This window comes from Pseudomonas sp. BJa5, from assembly GCF_030272875.2.
Classification (GTDB): domain Bacteria; phylum Pseudomonadota; class Gammaproteobacteria; order Pseudomonadales; family Pseudomonadaceae; genus Aquipseudomonas.
The window spans coordinates 1-19,650 of sequence record NZ_JALRNG020000026.1 but is presented as its reverse complement, the minus strand read 5'-3'; the positions used below and the strand labels follow the sequence as shown (position 1 = coordinate 19,650).

The 19,650-nt window shown below is 64.1% G+C and carries 20 protein-coding genes and 1 tRNA gene; 8 read left to right on the top strand and 13 right to left on the bottom strand.

Translation table 11 applies throughout. The annotated features are described in order from the left end of the window. Positions 1 to 142 precede the first annotated feature (142 nt). Both M2D63_RS15805 and gfa read left to right on the top strand, forming a co-directional pair. Positions 143 to 1,255: an S-(hydroxymethyl)glutathione dehydrogenase/class III alcohol dehydrogenase gene (locus tag M2D63_RS15805; protein WP_285863880.1), complete on the top strand. Its 1,113-nt coding sequence runs from the start codon at positions 143 to 145 to the stop codon at positions 1,253 to 1,255. 62 nt (positions 1,256 to 1,317) lie between these two features. After that, positions 1,318 to 1,896, top strand: a complete 579-nt coding sequence (gene gfa / locus M2D63_RS15800) for an S-(hydroxymethyl)glutathione synthase (protein ID WP_285863879.1) — start codon at positions 1,318 to 1,320, stop codon at positions 1,894 to 1,896. Between the two features lie 144 nt (positions 1,897 to 2,040). Here gfa and M2D63_RS15795 read toward each other — a convergent pair whose 3' ends face one another. Continuing rightward, positions 2,041 to 3,057: an FAD:protein FMN transferase gene (locus M2D63_RS15795; protein WP_285863878.1), complete on the bottom strand. Its 1,017-nt coding sequence runs from the start codon at positions 3,055 to 3,057 to the stop codon at positions 2,041 to 2,043. Positions 3,058 to 3,460: 403 nt separating this feature from the next. On the opposite strand from M2D63_RS15795, the gene rsxC reads away from it, so the two are divergent. Both rsxC and M2D63_RS15785 read left to right on the top strand, forming a co-directional pair. Beyond that, the gene (gene rsxC / locus M2D63_RS15790) at positions 3,461 to 4,846 is read left to right on the top strand and encodes an electron transport complex subunit RsxC (RefSeq protein ID WP_285863877.1); all 1,386 of its coding nucleotides are present in this window, start codon (positions 3,461 to 3,463) and stop codon (positions 4,844 to 4,846) included. Then, entirely contained in the window at positions 4,843 to 5,790 is a 948-nt protein-coding gene (locus M2D63_RS15785) for an RnfABCDGE type electron transport complex subunit D (protein WP_285863876.1), read from the top strand. Before rsxC ends, M2D63_RS15785 begins: the two co-directional genes overlap by 4 nt. A 324-nt stretch (positions 5,791 to 6,114) precedes the next feature. Here the strand turns inward: M2D63_RS15785 and M2D63_RS15780 are convergent. The 7 genes from M2D63_RS15780 to M2D63_RS15750 form a co-directional block, all read right to left on the bottom strand. Next, positions 6,115 to 6,190: transfer RNA gene (locus tag M2D63_RS15780), tRNA-Gly, on the bottom strand. A gap of 63 nt (positions 6,191 to 6,253) precedes the next feature. Continuing rightward, positions 6,254 to 6,814, bottom strand: a complete 561-nt coding sequence (gene pgsA, locus M2D63_RS15775) for a CDP-diacylglycerol--glycerol-3-phosphate 3-phosphatidyltransferase (protein ID WP_285863875.1) — start codon at positions 6,812 to 6,814, stop codon at positions 6,254 to 6,256. Between the two features lie 32 nt (positions 6,815 to 6,846). Further along, a complete protein-coding gene (uvrC, locus tag M2D63_RS15770) occupies positions 6,847 to 8,670 on the bottom strand; it encodes an excinuclease ABC subunit UvrC (protein WP_285863874.1) in 1,824 nt (607 codons plus the stop codon). 4 nt (positions 8,671 to 8,674) lie between these two features. Then, entirely contained in the window at positions 8,675 to 9,313 is a 639-nt protein-coding gene (uvrY, locus tag M2D63_RS15765; protein ID WP_010221877.1) for a UvrY/SirA/GacA family response regulator transcription factor, read from the bottom strand. A 78-nt stretch (positions 9,314 to 9,391) separates the two neighbouring features. Then, the gene (locus M2D63_RS15760) at positions 9,392 to 9,787 is read right to left on the bottom strand and encodes a helix-turn-helix domain-containing protein (RefSeq protein ID WP_285863873.1); all 396 of its coding nucleotides are present in this window, start codon (positions 9,785 to 9,787) and stop codon (positions 9,392 to 9,394) included. A 23-nt stretch (positions 9,788 to 9,810) separates the two neighbouring features. Beyond that, positions 9,811 to 10,281 carry a GNAT family N-acetyltransferase gene (locus tag M2D63_RS15755; RefSeq protein WP_405310261.1) on the bottom strand — a complete coding sequence of 157 codons (471 nt, stop codon included), beginning with the start codon at positions 10,279 to 10,281 and terminating at the stop codon, positions 9,811 to 9,813. A gap of 50 nt (positions 10,282 to 10,331) precedes the next feature. After that, positions 10,332 to 10,742, bottom strand: a complete 411-nt coding sequence (locus M2D63_RS15750) for a DUF488 domain-containing protein (protein ID WP_285863870.1) — start codon at positions 10,740 to 10,742, stop codon at positions 10,332 to 10,334. Between the two features lie 112 nt (positions 10,743 to 10,854). Here M2D63_RS15750 and M2D63_RS15745 point away from each other — a divergent pair, with 112 nt between their 5' ends. Then, on the top strand, positions 10,855 to 12,471 hold the full coding sequence (locus M2D63_RS15745) for an inorganic phosphate transporter (protein WP_285863869.1): 1,617 nt from the start codon (positions 10,855 to 10,857) through the stop codon (positions 12,469 to 12,471). A gap of 85 nt (positions 12,472 to 12,556) precedes the next feature. Here M2D63_RS15745 and M2D63_RS15740 read toward each other — a convergent pair whose 3' ends face one another. From M2D63_RS15740 to M2D63_RS15725, 4 genes are all read right to left on the bottom strand, one after another. Beyond that, entirely contained in the window at positions 12,557 to 13,252 is a 696-nt protein-coding gene (locus M2D63_RS15740) for a glutathione S-transferase N-terminal domain-containing protein (protein WP_285863868.1), read from the bottom strand. Between the two features lie 60 nt (positions 13,253 to 13,312). After that, a complete protein-coding gene (locus M2D63_RS15735) occupies positions 13,313 to 13,807 on the bottom strand; it encodes a DUF934 domain-containing protein (protein ID WP_285863867.1) in 495 nt (164 codons plus the stop codon). Further along, positions 13,795 to 15,477 (bottom strand): nitrite/sulfite reductase, encoded by a 1,683-nt coding sequence (locus tag M2D63_RS15730; protein WP_285863865.1) that lies wholly within the window; start codon positions 15,475 to 15,477, stop codon positions 13,795 to 13,797. The genes M2D63_RS15735 and M2D63_RS15730 overlap by 13 nt, the downstream gene beginning before the upstream one ends. Positions 15,478 to 15,570: 93 nt before the next feature. Beyond that, positions 15,571 to 16,191 carry a TetR/AcrR family transcriptional regulator gene (locus tag M2D63_RS15725; RefSeq protein WP_285863864.1) on the bottom strand — a complete coding sequence of 207 codons (621 nt, stop codon included), beginning with the start codon at positions 16,189 to 16,191 and terminating at the stop codon, positions 15,571 to 15,573. A 160-nt stretch (positions 16,192 to 16,351) separates the two neighbouring features. Between M2D63_RS15725 and dkgB the strand changes: the two genes are divergently transcribed. Next, on the top strand, positions 16,352 to 17,155 hold the full coding sequence (gene dkgB / locus M2D63_RS15720; RefSeq protein ID WP_285863863.1) for a 2,5-didehydrogluconate reductase DkgB: 804 nt from the start codon (positions 16,352 to 16,354) through the stop codon (positions 17,153 to 17,155). Here the strand turns inward: dkgB and M2D63_RS15715 are convergent. After that, positions 17,152 to 17,394, bottom strand: coding sequence for a DUF2790 domain-containing protein (locus M2D63_RS15715; RefSeq protein WP_285863862.1), 243 nt, complete (start codon positions 17,392 to 17,394; stop codon positions 17,152 to 17,154). The two genes, dkgB and M2D63_RS15715, sit on opposite strands and share 4 nt — an antisense overlap. 155 nt (positions 17,395 to 17,549) lie before the next feature. On the opposite strand from M2D63_RS15715, the gene M2D63_RS15710 reads away from it, so the two are divergent. Together M2D63_RS15710 and M2D63_RS15705 are read left to right on the top strand one after the other, a co-directional pair. Beyond that, positions 17,550 to 18,980: a PLP-dependent aminotransferase family protein gene (locus tag M2D63_RS15710; protein WP_285863861.1), complete on the top strand. Its 1,431-nt coding sequence runs from the start codon at positions 17,550 to 17,552 to the stop codon at positions 18,978 to 18,980. Positions 18,981 to 19,081: 101 nt separating this feature from the next. Further along, positions 19,082 to 19,519: a carboxymuconolactone decarboxylase family protein gene (locus tag M2D63_RS15705; protein ID WP_285863860.1), complete on the top strand. Its 438-nt coding sequence runs from the start codon at positions 19,082 to 19,084 to the stop codon at positions 19,517 to 19,519. The last annotated feature ends 131 nt before the right edge of the window (positions 19,520 to 19,650 follow it).

The window sequence follows — 19,650 nt, the reverse complement described above, 5'->3', positions numbered from 1 at the left end:
TATACAGGATTCACTCCTCCCCCCCAAACTGGCCCCACGCCAGATGTCCGGTAGCCAAACCGCCGGACGTCTCCCGCATGAAAATACATCTACGATTGCATTCAGATCGTCGTTGCCAAGGCAATCTGATGAGGAACCCATCATGAAATCACGTGCAGCTGTTGCCTTCGCGCCAGGCAAACCACTTGAAATCGTGGAGATCGACGTAGCCCCACCGCGCAAGGGCGAGGTGCTGGTGCGGATCTCCCATACCGGCGTCTGCCATACCGACGCCTTCACCCTCTCGGGCGACGACCCGGAGGGCGTGTTCCCTGCCGTGCTCGGCCATGAAGGCGCCGGCGTGGTGGTGGAAGTGGGCGAAGGTGTCACCAGCCTCAAGCCAGGTGACCATGTCATCCCGCTCTACACCGCCGAGTGCGGCGAATGCCTGTTCTGCAAGTCCGGCAAGACCAACCTGTGCGTGGCGGTGCGCGCCACCCAGGGCAAGGGCCTGATGCCGGACGGGACCACACGCTTCTCCTATAAAGGGCAACCGATCTTCCACTACATGGGCTGCTCGACCTTCAGCGAGTACACCGTGGTGGCCGAGGTCTCGCTGGCCAAGATCAACCCCAACGCCAACCATGAGCATGTCTGCCTGCTGGGCTGCGGCGTCACCACCGGCATCGGCGCCGTGCACAATACGGCCAAGGTGCAGCCGGGGGACTCGGTCGCCGTATTCGGGCTCGGCGGCATCGGCCTTGCGGTGATCCAGGGGGCGCGCCAGGCCAAGGCCGGTCGCATCATCGCCATCGACACCAACCCGGCCAAGTTCGAGCTGGCCCGCGCGTTCGGCGCCACCGACTGCATCAACCCGAACGACTATGACCTGCCGATCCAGCAGGTACTCGTGGAAATGAGCGGCTGGGGCATCGATCACACCTTCGAGTGCATCGGCAACGTCAACGTCATGCGCGCAGCGCTGGAGTCGGCCCACCGCGGCTGGGGCCAGTCGATCGTCATCGGCGTCGCCGGCGCTGGCAAGGAGATCTCCACCCGGCCGTTCCAGCTGGTTACCGGCCGCAGCTGGAAAGGCTCCGCCTTCGGTGGCGTCAAGGGCCGTAGCCAGTTGCCTGGCATGGTTGAAGAGGCCATGCGCGGCGAGATCGAGCTTGCGCCCTTCGTTACTCACACGATGGGGCTGGAAGACATCAACACAGCCTTCGACCTGATGCACGAAGGCAAGTCGATCCGCACGGTCATCCATTTCAATTGACAACCCCGGGCGTGGCTGTCGCCACGCCCATCACACCACCCGAACCAGGAGGGACCAGTAACATGAACGCCCTACACCTACACCCATCGATCGACCAGGGGATCCGGCCAGAGCAGCCCGGTTTCGCCGGTGGCACGCTCCAGTGCCTGTGCCCGACCGACAAGGTGCAAGTCGCCATCAGCGCGCAAACAGTGCACAACCATGCCTGTGGCTGCACCAAGTGCTGGAAGCCCGCAGGCGCGACCTTCTCGGTGGTTGCCGTGGTGCCACGGGACAAGGTCAGTGTGCAGGCCCATGGCGAGAAGCTCCAGGTGGTGGACCCGAACGCGGTGATCCAGCGCCACGCCTGTCGCGACTGTGGCGCACACCTGTTCGGGCGCATCGAGAACACCGGCCACCCCTTCTACGGCCTGGACTTCGTGCATACCGAGCTCTCCCCGCAGAGCGGCTGGTCGGCACCAGGCTTTGCCGCGTTCGTGTCCTCGGTGATCGAAAGCGGAACTCCACCCGCGCAGATGGATGCGATCCGTGCCCGCCTGCGCGAGCTTGGCCTGGAACCCTACGACTGCCTGTCTCCGACGCTCATGGACGCCCTGGCCATCCATGCCGCCAAGCAAAAAGGCACCTACCGCGAAGGCTGACACGCGCCCTGGCGTCGAGGCAGGTTATCGACCCGCTTCGGCGCCGGGCAAGGCGCTTCTCTTCTGTTCGCTGGCGCCTTGGTCGGCACCGAAGGCTGACATTCACTACCGTCATGACAAGCACCCACTCCCCACCGCCTGCGCCTAATGCTTCGTCTTGCCCTGCGGGGGAAACAACGACTCAAATCGCGGCGTCGCCCGAGCAACGAATCCCAGCCCCTGGTGCATGATGAAATAGGCGGCGACGTCATGCCGCTCGGCGAAGGCATAGCCCTCCTCCGGGCCGAGCACCATCAACAGTGTATCCAGGGCATCGGCATGCAGCGCCGAAGGGTCGACCACCGTCACTGCCGCCAGCGCGTGCTTGACTGGCCTACCGACACGTGGATCGAAGGTGTGCGAATAGCGCTGGCCACCTTCCTCGAAATAGTTGCGGTAATCGCCGGCGGTAGAAACGCCATAGCCATCCAGTGCAATGGCGTGCTCCACGTGCTGCTCGCGCCCACCGCTCGGCACCTCGAGGGCGATGCGCCAGGGCGAGCCATCCGGCTTGCGGCCGACCCCCTTGAGTTCGCCGGTGATCTCGACCAGATAGGCCTGGATACCCAGGGCCGAAAGCCTGTCGCCGACCCGATCCACCGCATAGCCGGCGACCAGGCTGTCGAAATCCAGTTGCGCCGCCACATCCTTGCACAGCTTTTCTCCATCCAGGTGCACGTGCTGGAGCCCTACCCGCTCCCGCTCCCGTGCCAGCGCGCTCGCATCCGGCACCTGCTTCTCTCGTGAATGCGGGCCGAAGCCCCAGAGGTTCATCAATGGCAGCACCGTCAGGTCGAAAGCCCCGCCACTCTCGCGGAACAGTAACTCACTGTACGCCAGCAAGTGACGCATATCGTCCGGCACCGCCTGACAGGCACCGGCCGGCAGATCGTTGAAGCGCGAAACCACGGAGTCGCCGCGCCAGGTGGAGAACTGCTGGTCGAGCGTCTCGAGTATTCTCTCGACTTCGGCTTTTACTTTCCGCGAGTCGGGCGTCTGCGCGGTGGGTACGTACTGGATCGAATACGTGCTTCCCATGGTCGGCCCGGAAAAGCGTTCGATCCGTTCGCCGCAGCCATACAGCAACGTCAGCAGCATAAACAGCAGGCTTGCGCGCATCATTCGACACCTCGCTGATTCTGGCCGCCGCTTCGCGGCGCACGTTATTTCGCCAGAACCCACGCCTGCGCGTGGGATGTACCTGCGCCTGACCTTCGAAGGTATTCTCCAGCGAACGTGGACTACCCGGCCCAGGGCCTGGGAACACACCATGGCCGTTGGCGACGACGCCTCGCAGCACACCTGCTGACCACCACGCAAGCTGGCAATTGGTCTACCGCTCATCAGCAAATCTGAGCAAAAACCGAACAAAGCCCCGATTCAACACTCTGAGTTGCGCGGGTGATCATTTGTCCCCCCTCCCTTTTCGCTCAACGTCCCGGAAGCCAAAAAACCATCATGTGCATTAGCGCATCGGGGCGGTTTTTGTCCAAAAATTGGAGGACAGAACATGTCTAGCCATTCGTTGCAGAACGCCGAACGCATGCAGGGCCGCATCCGCGCCCAGCGTCAGCCGCAACACAAACCCTTCTGGCGCCGCCTGTTGGCCATCGCCTCACCCTCACAGCGTAGTTGGCACGGAGGGATCGAGCTCAGGGGCTACAAAGAGCTGTCCAACGCCACGCCGGTTGTCCCGGTCGCGATCGGAAAAATACAGCTGGCGATTCCGCTCGGGCGCGGTCGCCGGTCTGTCCAGCCTTGCGTGCAGCCGGGACAGCATGTGCGCAAGGGCGAGGTGATCGGTATTGGCGATGACAACACCGCCTGGGTGCATGCCAGCACCTCCGGCATCGTGGAACGGATTGACCTCGCCTTCGCGGCCGACTCGGCCGAGCCAGTGATGGCCGTCATTCTGAACGCAGATGGTTTGGATGAGTGGATCGAACGCCCGGTGCCGGGGCTACCGCAAACGCCCGAGACGCTGGTCGAACGAGCATTGCAGATGGGCATAGTCGGCCTTGGCGGGGCGGGCTTCCCGACGGCCCTCAAGCTGGCCGGCGCCCAGCAGCCCGATCTGCTGCTGATCAACGGTGCCGAATGCGAGCCCTTCCTTACCTGCGATGACCGCCTCATGCGCGAACATGCCGAAGCGTTGATCGAAGCCGCCGACTTTGTCGCCGCACTGCTGGGAATAACGCTGACCCGTTTCGGTGTCGAAACCAACAAACCGGAGGCGATGGCCACGTTGCGCGCCGCCGCTCGCCAGGCGCGCACCCGGGTCGAGATTTGTCCGCTACCGGAGCGTTACCCGGCAGGGGGGCAGCCGTTGATGATCAAGAGCCTTAGTGGCCGCAACCTGGCGCCAGGCGCCCGGCCCGCCGATATCGGCGTCCTGGCGCTGAATGTCGCAACGCTCTACGCACTGGGCCGGGCCATCTTCCAGGGCGAACCCCTGATAAAACGCGTGCTGACGCTGACCGGGAACTGCGAGCGCCCCGGGAATGTCCTGGTGCCGGTGGGTTACCCGGTCAGCGCACTGCGCGCGATTGCTGGTGCGGCCGCCGAAGGACAATGGACCCAGGTCGGCGGCCCGATGATGGGACAGCCGCTACCGGACCCCACCGCCGTCATCAGCAAGACCAGCAGTTGCCTGATATTCGGCGCTGAGCGCTACCTGCCGGCAACCCAACCCGCGGGCAGTTGCATTCGCTGTACGCGCTGCGTGGATGTCTGCCCGATGTCGCTCAGACCGCTGGATCTCTACGCTGCCGCCGAACGCCTTGACAAGGCCAGCCTGCAGGAACTGCGCCTGGATGCCTGTATCGAATGCGGCAGCTGCAGCAGCATCTGCCCGAGCAATATCCCGCTGCGCGATCGCTTCCGCCAGAGCAAGACGGAGATACGTGCATGAGCCTGGTACGCCGTCCCACTCCGCAACGACTGCGCACGGTGATGCTGCTGGTCATCTTGTGTCTCCTGCCGGGCACCGCCCTGTACGCCTGGCAATTTGGCGTCGTGGTCTGGTTGCAAATCTTCTGGTGCGTGCTGCTCGCCCTGGGCTTCGAAGCCGGCCTGCTGCGCCTGCGCGGGTGTAATGTACGCGAGGGTCTGAGCGACCTCAGCTGGCTGGTGCTAGGCCTGATACTGGCTCGGGCATTGCCGCTGCTGGTGCCGCTATGGATGATCGCCCTGGCCACTTTTGCCGCTCTCGCGCTCTGTAAACACGGCAGTGGAGGCCTGGGTCGCAATCGTCTCAACCCCGCCATGGTGGGCCTGGGGATCGTTGCAATCTGCTTCTACCAGCAGTTGTACCCCGCGCCATCGGACCATGCCCCCTGGACCGTGACCCTGGACGCCAAGGCGGTTCTTCTACAACAGCTACAGCTGGCGCCACGCCTTGACCTCGATGCGTTCGCCGGCGCCACTCAATTGGCTCAGAACGAGTTCACGCTGACCACCCCCAATCTGTCAGGGTACGGCTATGTTGCCGGCGGTTTGTTACTGGCTTGCCTGCGGGTGATCCGCATCGAGATTCCGCTGGCGATGCTCGCGAGCACGGTATTGCTGTGCATGGCCGCCGGCCATAGCCTGCAGGAAAGCCTGTACAACCTCAGTCTCGGTGGGTACCTCTTCACCGCCTTCTTCATTGCCACCGATCCGGTCACCAGTCCCGATACACGCGCCGGTCGCATCCTCTTCGGCTTGGCCGTTGGCGCGCTGACAGAATCGATTCGCGAATTCGGGCTTTATGCCGATGGTCTCTGCTTCGCCGTGCTTGCCGCCAACCTGCTGGTGCCGCAGATCGACCGGTTGGCGCTGCGCATACAACGCCCCTGGTATACAGCGAACACCTGATACTGAGAGCGTGCGCAGCGCCGTGGGTGAGCGCAGCAAACAGCCCGCGCCTCTTCGGCGGGCTGTTTGCTGCGCTAGGTGACTTGGCCGGACGGTCACCTTCAAATCCTGAATGACTCTGGATTTCCTGGACACCTACGAATGACTACTTCTGGCTGTGGATTCAACCCGTCGATGCCACCCGCATTTCGATGTACTTATTGATGTACTTGAAAGGCGTGGCGGGTTGCAGATCCCGACAGTTTTCTGCGGACGAAAAAAAAGAGGCCTAGGCCTCTTTTTTCGTGATTTGCAGACTTCTGCTGAAACCTGCACATCGATATTTGGAGCGGGAAACGAGACTCGAACTCGCGACCCCGACCTTGGCAAGGTCGTGCTCTACCAACTGAGCTATTCCCGCGTCTTGGTGGTGGCCATTCTATAGGATCACAGAATGGCGTCAAGCCCTTGATTCAAAAAAGCTTTATTTTTTTTCCGAGCCTTCGCGCAGGTGCGGCCAGGCGGCGCGCAGGTACTGCACCATCGACCACAGGGTCAGGCCGGCGGCGATCATCAGCAAGGAATAGCCCAGCACCACCCAGAAGCTCAGCACGGCCGGGTTGGCCAGCAGGATCACCAGGGCCAGCATCTGTGCGGCGGTTTTCCACTTGCCCAGGTTCGACACCGCCACGTGCGCCCTCGCCCCGAGCTCGGCCATCCACTCGCGCAAAGCCGAGACCACGATCTCGCGGCCGATGATGACCGCCGCCGGCAAGGTCAGCCACAGGTTGGCATGGGCTTGCACCAGCAACACCAGGGCCACGGCGACCATCAGCTTGTCGGCCACCGGGTCCAGGAAGGCGCCGAACGGGGTGCTCTGCTGCAGGCGACGGGCCAGGTAGCCGTCGAGCCAATCGGTGGCCGCGGCGATGGCGAAGACACTGCTCGCTGCCAGGTAGCTCCAGTGATATGGAACATAAAACAGCAGAATGAAGATCGGTATGAGCAGGACGCGAAGAACGGTAAGTAGATTTGGAATATTCATCGGCACAACTGGCTGCAAAGTGAGCCCGCATTCTACTCGCTATGCAGGTTGGCATAAATCGACTCGGCAAGCTTTTTACTGATTCCCGGTGCCTTGGCAATTTCTTCGATGCTAGCGCGGGTCAGTTCTTGCAAGCCGCCGAAGTGCTTGAGCAGGTCGCGACGGCGCTTTGGCCCAACGCCTGCCACGTCTTCCAGGCTCGAGGTGCGCCGGGCCTTGCCGCGCCGGGCGCGGTGGCCGGTAATGGCAAAGCGGTGCGCCTCGTCACGAATCTGCTGGATCAGGTGCAGCGCCGGCGAGTCGCCTTTGAGGGTGAACTCGTGGGCCACGTCATTGAGGTACAGGGTTTCGAAGCCGGCCTTGCGGGTCACGCCCTTGGCCACGCCGAGCAAAATCAGGTCGGGTACGGCCAGTTCCTGGAGCACGTCGCGAGCCATGTTCAGCTGGCCCTTGCCGCCGTCCACCAGCAGCACATCCGGCAGCTTGCCCTCGCCGTCCTTGATCCGCCCGAAGCGCCGGGTCAGGGCCTGGTGCATGGCGGCATAGTCGTCGCCCGGGGTCACACCCTCGATATTGAAGCGCCGGTAATCGGACTTCAGCGGCCCCTCGGGGCCGAATACCACGCAGGAGGCTACCGTCGCTTCGCCACTGGAATGGCTGATGTCGTAGCACTCCAGGCGCTGCGGGGTTTCGTCCAGGTCCAGCACCTGTGCCAGGGCCTCGAAGCGCGAGGCCATGTGCTGACGGTTGGCCAGGCGCGCCATCAGCGCCTGCTCGGCGTTGGTCACTGCCAGTTGCTGCCAGCGCGCCCGGGTGCCACGCACCCGGTGGCTGATGGTCAGTTCGCGGCCTCGCAGGGTTTCGATGGCGGTGCTGATGGCCTCGAAGTCTTCATGCACCACGTTGACGATCAACTCGCCCGGCAGGTCGCGCTCGGCATTGCCAATGTAGTACTGGGACAGGAACGCGGCCATGACTTCGGCCACGTCTTCCTCGATGCCCACCTGGGGAAAGAAGTTCTTGCTGCCCAGCACCCGGCCGCCGCGCACGCTGATCAGGTGCACGCAGGCGCCGCCCGGGTTGATGAAGGCGGCCACCACATCGACGTCGCCGCTGCCACCCTCCATGCTCTGCTGGTCCTGGACCCGGCGCAGCAAGGCGATCTGGTCGCGCAGTTCGGCGGCCTTCTCGAATTCCAGGGCCATGGCCGCCTGTTCCATCTCGGCATTGAGCTCATTGGTCAGTTGGTGACTGCGCCCTTCGAGGAACATCACCGAGTGACGCACATCCACGGCATATTCCTCAGGCTCGACCAGCCCGACGCAGGGCGCCTTGCAGCGCTTGATCTGGTATTGCAGGCACGGTCGGGTGCGGTTGCTGTAGTAGCTGTCTTCGCACTGGCGCACGAAGAAGGTCTTTTGCAACAGGCTGAGGCTTTCGCGGATGGCGCCGGCGCTGGGATAGGGCCCGAAGTACTTGCCCTTCTGCTTCTTGGCTCCCCGGTGGATGCCCAGGCGCGGGAAGGGTCCGTCAGACAAAAACACGTAAGGGTAGGATTTGTCGTCACGCAGCAGGATGTTGTACGGCGGGCGCCATTCCTTGATCAGCGTCTGCTCCAGCAGCAGCGCTTCGGTCTCATTGGCGGTGATGGTGGTTTCGACCTGGGCGATCCGCCCCACCAGGGCAGCCGTCTTCGGCGCCAGGCCGGTCTTGCGAAAATAGCTGGCCAGGCGCTTCTTGAGGTTTTTTGCCTTGCCGACATACAGCAGCCGGGCATCGCCGTCGAACATCCGGTAGACGCCCGGACGACCGCTGCAGGTCGCCAGGAAGGCACTTGAATCGAATGTAGGGGTCATGGGCTCAGAGACTGGCGTCAACCATGCCATGGCGGACCGCCAGCAGCGTCAGCTCGACGTCGCTGGTGACCGAGAGTTTTTCGAAGATCCGGTAACGGTAAGTATTGACCGTTTTCGGTGACAGGCACAGTTTGTCGGAGATGATCTGTACCTTCTGGCAGCCGACGATCATCAGGGCGATCTGGATTTCCCGCTCCGACAGCGCATCGAACGGCGAGCCTTGCGGCTGGAACGACTTGAGCGCCAGTTGCTGGGCGATCTGCGGGCTGATGTAGCGCTGGCCGGCGAACACCAGGCGAATGGCCTGGACCATTTCATCCAGGCCCGCACCCTTGGTCAGGTAGCCGGCGGCACCGGCCTGCAACAGGCGGGTGGGAAACGGGTCTTCTTCACAGACAGTAACCGCCACCACTTTCACGTCGGGGTGGCTGCGCAGCAGTTTGCGCGTGGCTTCAAGGCCGCCGATCCCGGGCATTTTCACGTCCATCAGGACCACATCGGGCTTGAGCTCGCGCGCTACCTTCAGCGAAGCCTCGCCGGAGTCGGCCTCGCCCACGACCTGCAAGCCGTCGATATCGGCCAGCATGCGGGTGATGCCCGTACGCACCAGATCGTGGTCATCGACCACCAGGACCCTAATCAAGCAGACACCTCGCACTGCGGCGGCAATTGGATCCCGCCACCTTAGCAAAAAACCGCGTGGCAAACATACTGGAACGCGTCATCGTGTCGATGCCGATTTGCCCTTGCCCGCGGCACGGGAAAAAACGCTCCGCGGATAGCCGGCGGCCTGCGGCAGCGCATCGGCCAGACTGCCCAGCAATTGCTGGATGGCCGCCTGGTCGTGGGCCGAGAGGGTGCGAAAACAGCCCAGCAGCCGGTCTTCTTCCGGGCTCAGGCTGCCCTGGGGCAACGGCGTACGCTCCCCGCTCAACACATACAGGGCGTCCACGCCGCGCGCGGCAACGGCGGCCAGGTAGTCGGCCTTGGGCGTTCGTTCGCCGCTTTCGTACTTGCCCTGGGCGTTGGGTTCGACCCCGCCGATGTCACCGAACACGCGCTGGGTCAGGCCCAGGCGCTCCCTTTCCTCTCTCAGGCGGGATCCGATTCCGTTCATGCCAGTTCAACGTCCTTATTACATCACCCATACGGTGTAGCACTATGCACGGGACCTGCACCGGCACACAAGTCAATGGTCCGCTGCATACGCACGAAACACTCGTCTTCCCCCACCGCGTCGAAGCCCTGGCGCCGGTACAGGGCCTGCGCCGGGTTGCTCTTGAACACCGTCAGGCGCATCAAGGGCAGGCGCCGCTCGGCGGCCCAGCCGGCCAACTGCTCCAGCACCCGGGTGCCCACGCCGCGCCCGCGGGCACTCTCGATCAGGTGCAGTTCGCGGATGTACAGGGCCTGGCGGTCCTGGCTGAGGCTGCAATACCCCAGGAGCTGGTCATCCTCGACAATCAACCACTGCTCGCGCCAGCCCCAGGCCTGGTTGAAGGCCTCCTCGATCCACAGCAGGTCGAATTCCCGGTAATAGCGCAGCATGGCCCGCCGGGTCAGGTCGCGGGCGAAGGTGAGGTACTGGTCGGTGGCGGCAATCAATTGCATGATCACACCTCCCTGTGGGAGCGGGCTTGCCCCGCGATGTCGCAGCGCATTCAATCGCCGGGCAAGCCCGCTCCCACAGGGGCGTAGCAGACCGGCGAGCTTGACGGCCCGCGACGCTCCAGCTCGTCCTCCAGCCAGCTCGCCAGCACCAGGGCATTGTTCTGCGCGGTGTCCTTGCCGGCATAGAGCAAGGTCACATCGCCCTGCTCCGCCTGCCCCAGCAGGCGCCACCAGTGCTCGGGGTGCGCCGCCAGCTCCTGGCGGTAGCGCTCGGCAAACCCGGCAAAATCCACCTGCCCCTGGTGAAAGGCCTGGCGCAACGCCGTGGACGGTGCAACCTCGGGCACCCACAGGGCCTGCAACTGGTCCTTGCGCCTGTTGCGCGGCCACAGCCGGTCGACCAGCACCCGCTGGCCATCGCCGGGTTCGACAGGGTCATAGGCGCGCTTGCAACGGATCATCGGAAAGCTCCGGCTCTTTCTCTCAACCTAGGACTTTCTTTGACCGAAGTCACGGCGCTGTCGCGGTTTTTTTCTATGCTTGGTGCCTGAGGTAAAACCACCCGGAGTCAGCATGACTACCCCGACGCTGGCCAGCCGTCCATCGCTGACCACAACTGACCCGCGCCCACGCCTGCATCAGAGGCCCGGGCGCTTGACCCTGATGCTGTTCTTCGGTCTGTTGATGGCCGGCCTGTCTTACTCGGCCTGGAGTTTGTTCCGGGATGTCGAGGCGACCGGCACGGTGGTCACCACCTGGACCCCGTTCCTGCTGCTGGGCGTCGCCTTGCTGATCGCCCTGGGCTTTGAGTTCGTCAACGGCTTCCACGATACCGCCAATGCCGTGGCCACGGTGATCTACACCCATTCCCTGCCCGCTTCGGTGGCTGTGGTGTGGTCCGGCTTTTTCAACTTCCTCGGCGTGTTGCTTTCCAGCGGCGCCGTGGCCTTCGGCATCATCGCCCTGCTGCCGGTGGAGCTGATACTCAAGGTCGGCTCCTCGGCCGGCTTTGCCATGGTCTTCGCCCTGCTGCTGTCGGCCATCATCTGGAACCTGGGCACCTGGTGGCTGGGCCTGCCGGCCTCGTCCTCCCATACCCTGATCGGCTCGATCATCGGCGTGGGCGTAGCCAACGCACTGATGCATGGCCGCGACGGCACCAGCGGCGTGGACTGGGCCCAGGCCGGCAAGGTCGGTTACTCGCTGCTGCTCTCGCCGCTGGTCGGCTTTGCCTGCGCCGCGCTGCTGCTGGTGGCCCTGCGCATGCTGGTCAAGCGCCGCGACCTGTACCAGGCGCCGGTCGGCAACACCCCGCCGCCCTGGTGGATTCGTGGTTTGCTGATCCTCACCTGCACCGGCGTGTCCTTCGCCCACGGCTCCAACGACGGCCAGAAAGGCATGGGCCTGATCATGCTGATCCTGGTCGGCACCCTGCCCATGGCCTATGCCCTGAACCGGACCATGCCGGCCGAACAGTCAATGCACTTTGCCAGCGTCGCCGAAGCGACCCAGCAGGCCCTGCAACGCAACGCACCGCAGCTGGTGGTCAGCGACCCGAGGAAGACCCTGAGCGACTTCATCCGCCAACCTGCCGCCAGCCCCGAACTGATTCCGGCCCTGGCCACCCTGACCGGCAGCATCGGTAGCGAAGTCAAAGGCTACGGATCGCTCAACAAGGTGCCGGCCGAAGCCATGGCCAACGTGCGCAACGACATGTACCTGACCAGCGAGACCATCCGCCTGATCGACAAGCACCAGCTGGTGACCTTCAATGCCGGCACCCACGACCAGTTGCAACGGTTCAAGCACCAGCTCGACGATGCCACCCGCTATATCCCGCTCTGGGTCAAGGTCGCTGTGGCCATTGCCCTGGGCCTGGGGACCATGGTCGGCTGGCGGCGCATCGTGATCACGGTGGGCGAGAAAATCGGCAAGACCCACCTGACTTACGCCCAGGGTGCCTCGGCGGAGCTTGTGGCGATGTGCACCATCGGTGCAGCGGACATGTACGGCTTGCCGGTATCGACCACCCACGTGTTGTCGTCGGGGGTGGCCGGGACCATGGTCGCCAATGGTTCGGGGCTGCAGATGCGGACCATCTTCAACTTGCTGATGGCCTGGGTACTGACCTTGCCGGCTGCGATCGTGCTGGCCGGCGGCTTGTACTGGTTGCTGACGCAGCTGATCTAATTCCTACCCGTAGGAGCGGGCTTGCCCCGCGATGCGATGTAATTGACAACACGCAATCGCGGGGCAAGCCCGCTCCCACGGGGGGTCACCCGGGGATCTTCAGGCCGCGCTGCACCGCCGGCCGGGCCAGGAAGGCCTCCAGCACCCGCCGCACATTGGCAAAATCGGCCATCCCCACCAGCTCGGCCGCGTCATAGCGCACAATCAGGTTGCGCACCCAGGGCCAGATGGCGATATCGACGATGCTGTAATCGCCCATCACCCAGTCGCGCCCTTCCAGACGCTTGTCCAGCACACCGAGCAGGCGCCGCGACTCGGCCACGTAGCGGTCACGCGGGCGCTTGTCCTCGTAGTCCTTGCCGGCAAAGATATTGAAAAAACCGACCTGGCCGAACATCGGCCCGACCCCGCCCATCTGGAACATCAGCCACTGGATCGCCTCGTAGCGCAGCGCCGGATCCTTCGGCAGCAGCCGGCCGGTCTTCTCGGCCAGGTAGAGCAAAATCGCCCCGGACTCGAACAACGGCAGCGGCTGGCCGCCCGGGCCGTCAGGGTCGAGGATGGCCGGGATCTTGTTGTTGGCGCTCAGGGAGATGAACTCGGGCGTCAGCTGGTCGTTGCTGTCGAAGCTGACTTTGTGCACCTCGTAAGGCAGGTCGATCTCTTCGAGCATGATCGACACCTTCACCCCGTTGGGCGTGGGCAGCGAGTACAACTGCAGCCGTTCAGGGTGACGGGCGGGCCATTTGCGGGTGATCGGGAATGCACTGAGATCGGTCATGAGCCAAGCCTTGAGCGAAAATAAGTAGGCCCACACTCTAAGGCTTTCGCTCACCCCGGGCTAGCGACGACGAAACAGCGGTCGCGGCTCGATCACCGAACGCCCGTACAGCACGCTCATCCCCGCCAGGCCCTTGAGGGCATCCTCGGCGCATTTGTCTTCACGCACCGCGAAACTGTCGAAGCCACACTGGCGCATATGGCTGAGCTGATCGCGCAGCACATCGCCAATGGCCCGCAACTCGCCCTGCCAACCCAGGCGCGTGCGCAACAGGTAGGCCTGGCTGTAGCCGCGGCCGTCGCGAAAGCTGGGAAAGTCGATGGCAATCAGCGGCAGGTTCGGCAGTAACGGCGCCAGGGGCTCGATCTCGTCGTCGGGCCCCAGCCACAGGCCGTCGCGACCGTCCGGTTGCTGGCCCTGGCGTTCCAGCCAGGTCTTGAGCGGTAACAGCAACAAGCCGGACGGCAGCGGCTGCTCGCTGTCGCGCAGTAACTGCCAGGCATCGTCCTCCAGCAAGGTCGGCTCGCCACCGCGCAGGGCGATCACATTACGCATATCAGCTCCTCCGACCGGCTGGCGTACACCCGTTCCTTGAACGGCTCCAAGCCCACCCGGCGCACGGTGTCGATGAACGGCTCGTCCAGTTCGCGGTAGGCGCAGTAGGTGGCGATGATCTGCTCGATCACCTGGGGGATTTGCGCGGCGCTGAAGGACGGGCCGATCACCTTGCCCAGGGTGCTGTCCTTGCCCTGGGCGCCGCCGAGGGTCACCTGGTACCACTCGCTGCCGTTCTTGTCGACGCCGAGGATACCGATGTTGCCGATATGGTGGTGGCCGCAGGCATTGATGCAGCCGGAGATGTTCAGGCTCAGGTCGCCCAGGTCGTGCAGGTAGTCCAGGTCCTCGAAGCAGCGCTGGATCGACTGGGCGATCGGAATCGACTTGGCATTGGCCAGGGCACAGAAGTCGCCGCCGGGGCAAGCGATGATATCGGTCAGCAGGCCGATGTTGGCGGTGCCCAGGCCACGCTCGCAGGCCAGGCGCCAGAGCGCGTGCAAGTCCTGCTTGCGTACGTCCGGGAGGATCAGGTTCTGCTCATGGGCGATGCGGATTTCGCCGAAGCCGAACTGCTCGGACCAGTCGGCCACCGCCTCCATCTGCGCGGCGGTCAGGTCGCCGGGCGGCGATGCTGCACCGGGTTTGGTCGACAGCACCACGCTGGCATAGCCCGGGACCTTGTGCGGCTTGACGCAGCAGGCCACCCAGCGGGCGAAGCCGTGGTCCTGGGCCAGGTGAGTCTCGAAGTCCAGCTCGCTGTCGACCACGCTGTCATAGGCCGGCGGTTCGAAGGCCGCGGCCACGCGCTGGAACTCAGCCTCGGTCAGTTGCGCCGGGCCGTCCTTGATGTGCTGCCACTCCTGCTCCACTTCCCGGGCGAAGGCCTCGATGCCCAGGGCCTTGACCAGGATCTTGATCCGCGCCTTGTACTTGTTGTCGCGCCGGCCATGGCGGTTGTACACCCGCAGGATTGCCTCGACGTAGGACAGCAAATGCTGCCACGGCAGGCCCTCGCGGATCTGCAGGCCGAGGATCGGCGTGCGCCCCAGGCCGCCGCCGACCATCACCCGCAGGCACATTTGGCCCAGCTCGTCGCGGTACAGGTACAGGCCGATGTCATGCATCATGATCGCCGCCCGGTCTTCAACTGCCGAGCAGATGGCGATCTTGAACTTGCGCGGCAGGAACAGGAACTCCGGGTTGATGGTCGACCACTGGCGCAGGATCTCGGCCAGCGGGCGCGGGTCGAGCAGTTCGTCGGCCGCCACCCCGGCGAAGGCCTCGGTGGTGATGTTGCGCACGCAGTTGCCGGAGGTCTGGATGGCGTGCATCTCGACCTCGGCCAGGCGCTGGAGGATGTCCGGCACCTGGGCCAGCTCGATCCAGTTGAACTGGATGTTCTGACGCGTGGTGAAATGGCCATAGCCACGGTCGTACTCGCGGGCGATCAGCGCCAGGGTTCGCAGCTGGCGGGCGCCGAGGGTGCCATAGGGAATCGCCACGCGCAGCATGTAGGCGTGCTTTTGCAGGTACAGGCCATTTTGCAGGCGCAGGGGCAGGAACTCTTCCTCACTGAGTTCGCCAGCCATGAAACGCTGCACCTGATCGCGAAACTGCGCCACGCGCTCGAACACCAGCGCACGGTCATACTCGTCATATTGATACATGGTTCGGACCTCATCACGGAGGCCCTTACTATGGCGTCGGGGTGTATTGAGTTACAGATTCAGGTTGGCGGGATTAATACGGATCAGCGCCGATCAAGGCTCCAGGCCGATCCCGCGCAGGATCACGCTGGTCACCGTCTGCACCGCCCGCTCGAACTGCAGGTCGCTCAGCGGCTGATGGTCGTTGAGCAAACCGACCTGGTGGCTGAAGTCGGCATAGTGCTGGGTCGAGGCCCAGATCATGTACAGCAGCCCCGAAGGCTCCACCGCCAGGATGCGGCCGTCGTCGATCCACTGGCGGATCTTGGCTTCTTTCATTTTCGCCCAGTCATACAGCGGATCGTCCAGGGCAGCCCCCAGGTTGGGCGCACCGTGGATGATCTCGTTGGCCCAGACCTTGGAGCCGTAGGGCCGGGTGCGCGAGTGGTTCATCTTGGCGCGGATGTAGGTGGACAGCACGATGCGCGGGTCGTCGTAGAGTTCGAAACACAGGGCGTCCTGCTTCCACACGTCCAGCAGGCCGAACAGCACCGCCTGGTACAGCTCGGCCTTGGTGCTGAAGTAGTAGTGCACATTGCTGCGCGGCAGTTGCGCCGCCTCGGCGATATCGGCCATGGCCGTGCCGGCGAAGCCCTTTTCGGCAAAGACCTGCTCGGCCGCCAGGAGGATGTTGTCAACATTGCGTTGACGAATGCTGAGCTTGTGCCGGGTCATGACCAGATCCATTGCGACTGACACTGCAAGGCTATCATCTGCTTGGAAGATTCGTGCGGCACAAGCAAAAAAGTTGTGTCGTAGCAGGGATGTTTCCCACGCAGCACTGTCGCAATACTGCAGCCCTCACCGTCATCAGCCCTTTACGAGGAGCCCTTCCATGTCCATTCCCCTGCTCGGCCTAGGCACGTTCCGCCTCAAGGACCAGGTCGTCATCGATTCCGTCACCCAGGCCCTGGAGCTCGGCTACCGGGCCATCGATACCGCACAGATCTACGGCAACGAGGCCGAGGTCGGCCAGGCGATCGCCGCCAGTGGCGTGCCGCGCGAGCAACTGTTCCTGACCAGCAAGATCTGGACCGAGAACCTGGGTGCCGACAAGCTGATCCCAAGCCTCAAGGACAGCCTGCACAAGCTGCGTACCGACCACCTGGACCTGACCCTGATCCACTGGCCATCGCCCGAGGGCGCAGTGCCGGTCAGCGAGTTCATGGGCGCCCTGGCCGAAGCCCGCGACCAGGGTCTGACCCGCCAGATCGGCGTGTCCAACTTCACCATCGAGCTGCTGCGCCAGGCCATCGCGGTGGTCGGCAAAGAGGCGATCGCCACCAACCAGATCGAGCTGCACCCCTACCTGCAAAACCGCAAGCTGGTGACGTTCATGCAGGAACAGGGCATTGCCGTGACCTCCTACATGACCCTGGGTTATGGCAAGGTCCTGCAGGATCCGGTCATCCAGGAAATCGCCAGGCAGCACAACGCCACCCCGGCACAGGTAACCCTGGCCTGGGCCATGCAACTGGGCTATGCGGTGATCCCGTCCTCGACCCGTCGCGACAACCTGGCCGGCAACCTCAAGGCCCGCGACCTCAAACTGAGCGAGCAGGACATGACCCGCATTGCCGCCCTCGACAGCGGCCTGCGCCTGACCGACCCGCAAGGCCTGGCGCCCGCCTGGGACTAACCCTGATTGCTGCAGACGTCAGCCAGCTTCAGGTACTGCAAGGTGTGCTGCTGGCCAGCCGAGTCGACGTAGACCATGCTGGCCTGCACCACATCGCAAAGCTCGGTATCAGGTTCGCTCATCTGTACGACTCGGGCGATATCCAGCGGCATGCCGTAGTGGTACACGGCGACGGATTCGGAAGCCTGGGCGGTAGCGCTCAACGCCAGCCCGAGGGCCAACAGAGTTCGCAGGTACATGGCGACGCTCCTGTGTGGGCAAGAGGTTCCCCGACGTGCCGGAGAACCCCGACCTCTAAAGTGTGGCGCGCCTGGGCCAAGGCGTCGGCCCAGGGGATCAACGGTTGTAGGGAAATCGGGTACTCTCGACGTCAGACACTGGCGCCTGGACCCCCATGGAACTTCATATCAGCCTGCACGGCAGCAAAGGCCTGGCCGAACAGCTCTACCGGCAACTGCGCGACGGCATCGACAGCGGTCGCCTGGCCGCCGGCACCCAACTGCCACCGACCCGGCTGCTGGCCGAACAACTGGGTGTTTCCCGCAAGACCGTCGCCGAGGCCTATTCGCGCCTGACCTACGACAACCTGCTCAGTGGCCAGGTGGGCAAGGGCACCTTCATCACCCCTGCCCCGACCCGCGCTGCCACACCGACCCCGGACATTCCCTTGGCCAGCGCCGCGACCCTGGCCAGGTGGCGTTCGCGTGCCAGCCTGATGAAGGACCTGGCGGCGAGCACCCTGCGCTACGACTTCATCGGTGGCGCCTCGAGCAAGGCGCAGTTTCCCTTCGATGACTGGCGCCGCTGCAACCAGTATGCGCTGCGCCAGATTCGCCAGGGCAGCGCCCGCTACGCCGCCCACCAGGGCCTGCCGGAGCTGCGCGAAGCCATCGCCCGGCATATCGCCTTTGCCCGCGGGGTGCGCTGCGCCAGCCAGGATGTGCTGGTGTGCAACGGCGCCCAGCAGGCCCTGGACCTGCTGGCCCGGGTGCTGATCGAGCCGGGCTGCCGGGTGGCCATGGAAGACCCAGGCTACACCCCGGCGCGCCAACTGTTCCTGGCCCAGGGTGCGGACCTGCAGTATGTGCCGGTGGATGATCAGGGGATGTGCGTCGAGCAGATCGCCGACGGCACCCGGCTGATCTATGTCACCCCCTCGCACCAGTTCCCCCTGGGCATGCCCATGAGCCCGGCGCGCCGCGAGGCCCTGCTGGAGCGGGCGGCGGCGCTGGGAGCGATCGTCATCGAAGACGACTACGACAGCGAGTTCCGCTATCAGGGGCGGCCCACCGATTCGTTGCAGAGCATGGACCGCCATGGCCTGGTGGCCTATGTCGGGACCTTCTCCAAGACCCTGCTGCCGGAGCTGCGCCTGGGCTATGCGATCGTGCCGCCCGCCTTGCTGGAGGCGCTGTGCATCGCCAAGCAGCTGAGCGACTGGCACACCCCGACCCTCAACCAGTGGGCCCTGGCCCGCTTCATCAGCGAAGGCTCGCTGCTCAAGCACATCCGCCGCGTGCACGAGGTCTATGCCGCTCGCCGCGAGCGCATCCTCCAGCGCCTGCACGGCGACCTGGCGCCCTGGTTCGAGGTGATTCCGGCCACGGCCGGCTATCACCTGAGCGCCCTGGCCAAGGGTGACCTGGACATCCAGTTCGTCATCGACATGGCACGCAAGGTCGAGGTCGGCCTGTATGCCCTGGCGCCCTTCTATGCCCAGGCCCCGGTGCGCCAGGGTCTGCTCCTGGGCTTTGGCGCCATCGACCTGCTGGACATCGACCCGGCCCTGGACCGGCTGCGCGACACCCTGCAGAGCCTCGGCTGATTGGCCTGCGTGAAATCGACGCAATTGGCTATTCGACCTGAACAGGTGCAGCGCTAAGGTAATGCCATCGCCGCCTGATGCGGAACTGACCGGAGAGCAACATGAGCAATCGTATCGAATGGGCCAAACACGCACCCGAGGCCTACAAGGCCATGGTCGGCCTGGAAATGGCCCTGGCCAAGTCGGGGCTGGAGAACTCGCTGCTGGAACTGGTGCGCCTGCGCGCCTCGCAAATCAACGGCTGCGCCTACTGCGTCAACATGCATGCCAATGATGCGCGCAAGGCCGGAGAAACCGAGGCGCGCCTGCAAACCCTGTGCGTCTGGGAAGAAACCGCCTACTTCACCCCCCGCGAGCGTGCCGCCCTGGCCTGGGTCGAGAGCCTGACCCGCCTGCCCGAGCTGCACGCACCGGAGCACCAGTACCGCGCCCTGCTCGAACACTTCAGTGAAGCCGAAGTGGCCAACCTGACCCTGGCCATCGCCACCATCAACGCCTGGAACCGTTTCGGCGTCGGCTTTGCCATGATTCCGGGCTGATCGGGCGGCGCCTGGAATACGACCGCTTCGCGGTCGATCGCAGGCTTCGCCAGCTCCCACAATGGCCGGGGCATGCCGAGAATCATTGTGGGAGCCGGCAGCGCCGGCGATGAGGCCAGTACAACCAGCAC

What these genes read in the sequence shown, in the direction of transcription:
- M2D63_RS15805 (WP_285863880.1), top strand. Translation starts at nt 143, where the DNA reads ATGAAATCACGTGCAGCTGTTGCCTTCGCGCCAGGCAAACCACTTGAA.
- gfa (WP_285863879.1), top strand. Translation starts at nt 1,318, where the DNA reads ATGAACGCCCTACACCTACACCCATCGATCGACCAGGGGATCCGGCCA.
- M2D63_RS15795 (WP_285863878.1), bottom strand. Translation starts at nt 3,057, where the DNA reads ATGATGCGCGCAAGCCTGCTGTTTATGCTGCTGACGTTGCTGTATGGC.
- M2D63_RS15785 (WP_285863876.1), top strand. Translation starts at nt 4,843, where the DNA reads ATGAGCCTGGTACGCCGTCCCACTCCGCAACGACTGCGCACGGTGATG.
- pgsA (WP_285863875.1), bottom strand. Translation starts at nt 6,814, where the DNA reads ATGAATATTCCAAATCTACTTACCGTTCTTCGCGTCCTGCTCATACCG.
- uvrC (WP_285863874.1), bottom strand. Translation starts at nt 8,670, where the DNA reads ATGACCCCTACATTCGATTCAAGTGCCTTCCTGGCGACCTGCAGCGGT.
- M2D63_RS15760 (WP_285863873.1), bottom strand. Translation starts at nt 9,787, where the DNA reads ATGAACGGAATCGGATCCCGCCTGAGAGAGGAAAGGGAGCGCCTGGGC.
- M2D63_RS15755 (WP_405310261.1), bottom strand. Translation starts at nt 10,281, where the DNA reads ATGCAATTGATTGCCGCCACCGACCAGTACCTCACCTTCGCCCGCGAC.
- M2D63_RS15750 (WP_285863870.1), bottom strand. Translation starts at nt 10,742, where the DNA reads ATGATCCGTTGCAAGCGCGCCTATGACCCTGTCGAACCCGGCGATGGC.
- M2D63_RS15745 (WP_285863869.1), top strand. Translation starts at nt 10,855, where the DNA reads ATGACTACCCCGACGCTGGCCAGCCGTCCATCGCTGACCACAACTGAC.
- M2D63_RS15740 (WP_285863868.1), bottom strand. Translation starts at nt 13,252, where the DNA reads ATGACCGATCTCAGTGCATTCCCGATCACCCGCAAATGGCCCGCCCGT.
- M2D63_RS15735 (WP_285863867.1), bottom strand. Translation starts at nt 13,807, where the DNA reads ATGCGTAATGTGATCGCCCTGCGCGGTGGCGAGCCGACCTTGCTGGAG.
- M2D63_RS15730 (WP_285863865.1), bottom strand. Translation starts at nt 15,477, where the DNA reads ATGTATCAATATGACGAGTATGACCGTGCGCTGGTGTTCGAGCGCGTG.
- M2D63_RS15725 (WP_285863864.1), bottom strand. Translation starts at nt 16,191, where the DNA reads ATGACCCGGCACAAGCTCAGCATTCGTCAACGCAATGTTGACAACATC.
- dkgB (WP_285863863.1), top strand. Translation starts at nt 16,352, where the DNA reads ATGTCCATTCCCCTGCTCGGCCTAGGCACGTTCCGCCTCAAGGACCAG.
- M2D63_RS15715 (WP_285863862.1), bottom strand. Translation starts at nt 17,394, where the DNA reads ATGTACCTGCGAACTCTGTTGGCCCTCGGGCTGGCGTTGAGCGCTACC.
- M2D63_RS15710 (WP_285863861.1), top strand. Translation starts at nt 17,550, where the DNA reads ATGGAACTTCATATCAGCCTGCACGGCAGCAAAGGCCTGGCCGAACAG.
- M2D63_RS15705 (WP_285863860.1), top strand. Translation starts at nt 19,082, where the DNA reads ATGAGCAATCGTATCGAATGGGCCAAACACGCACCCGAGGCCTACAAG.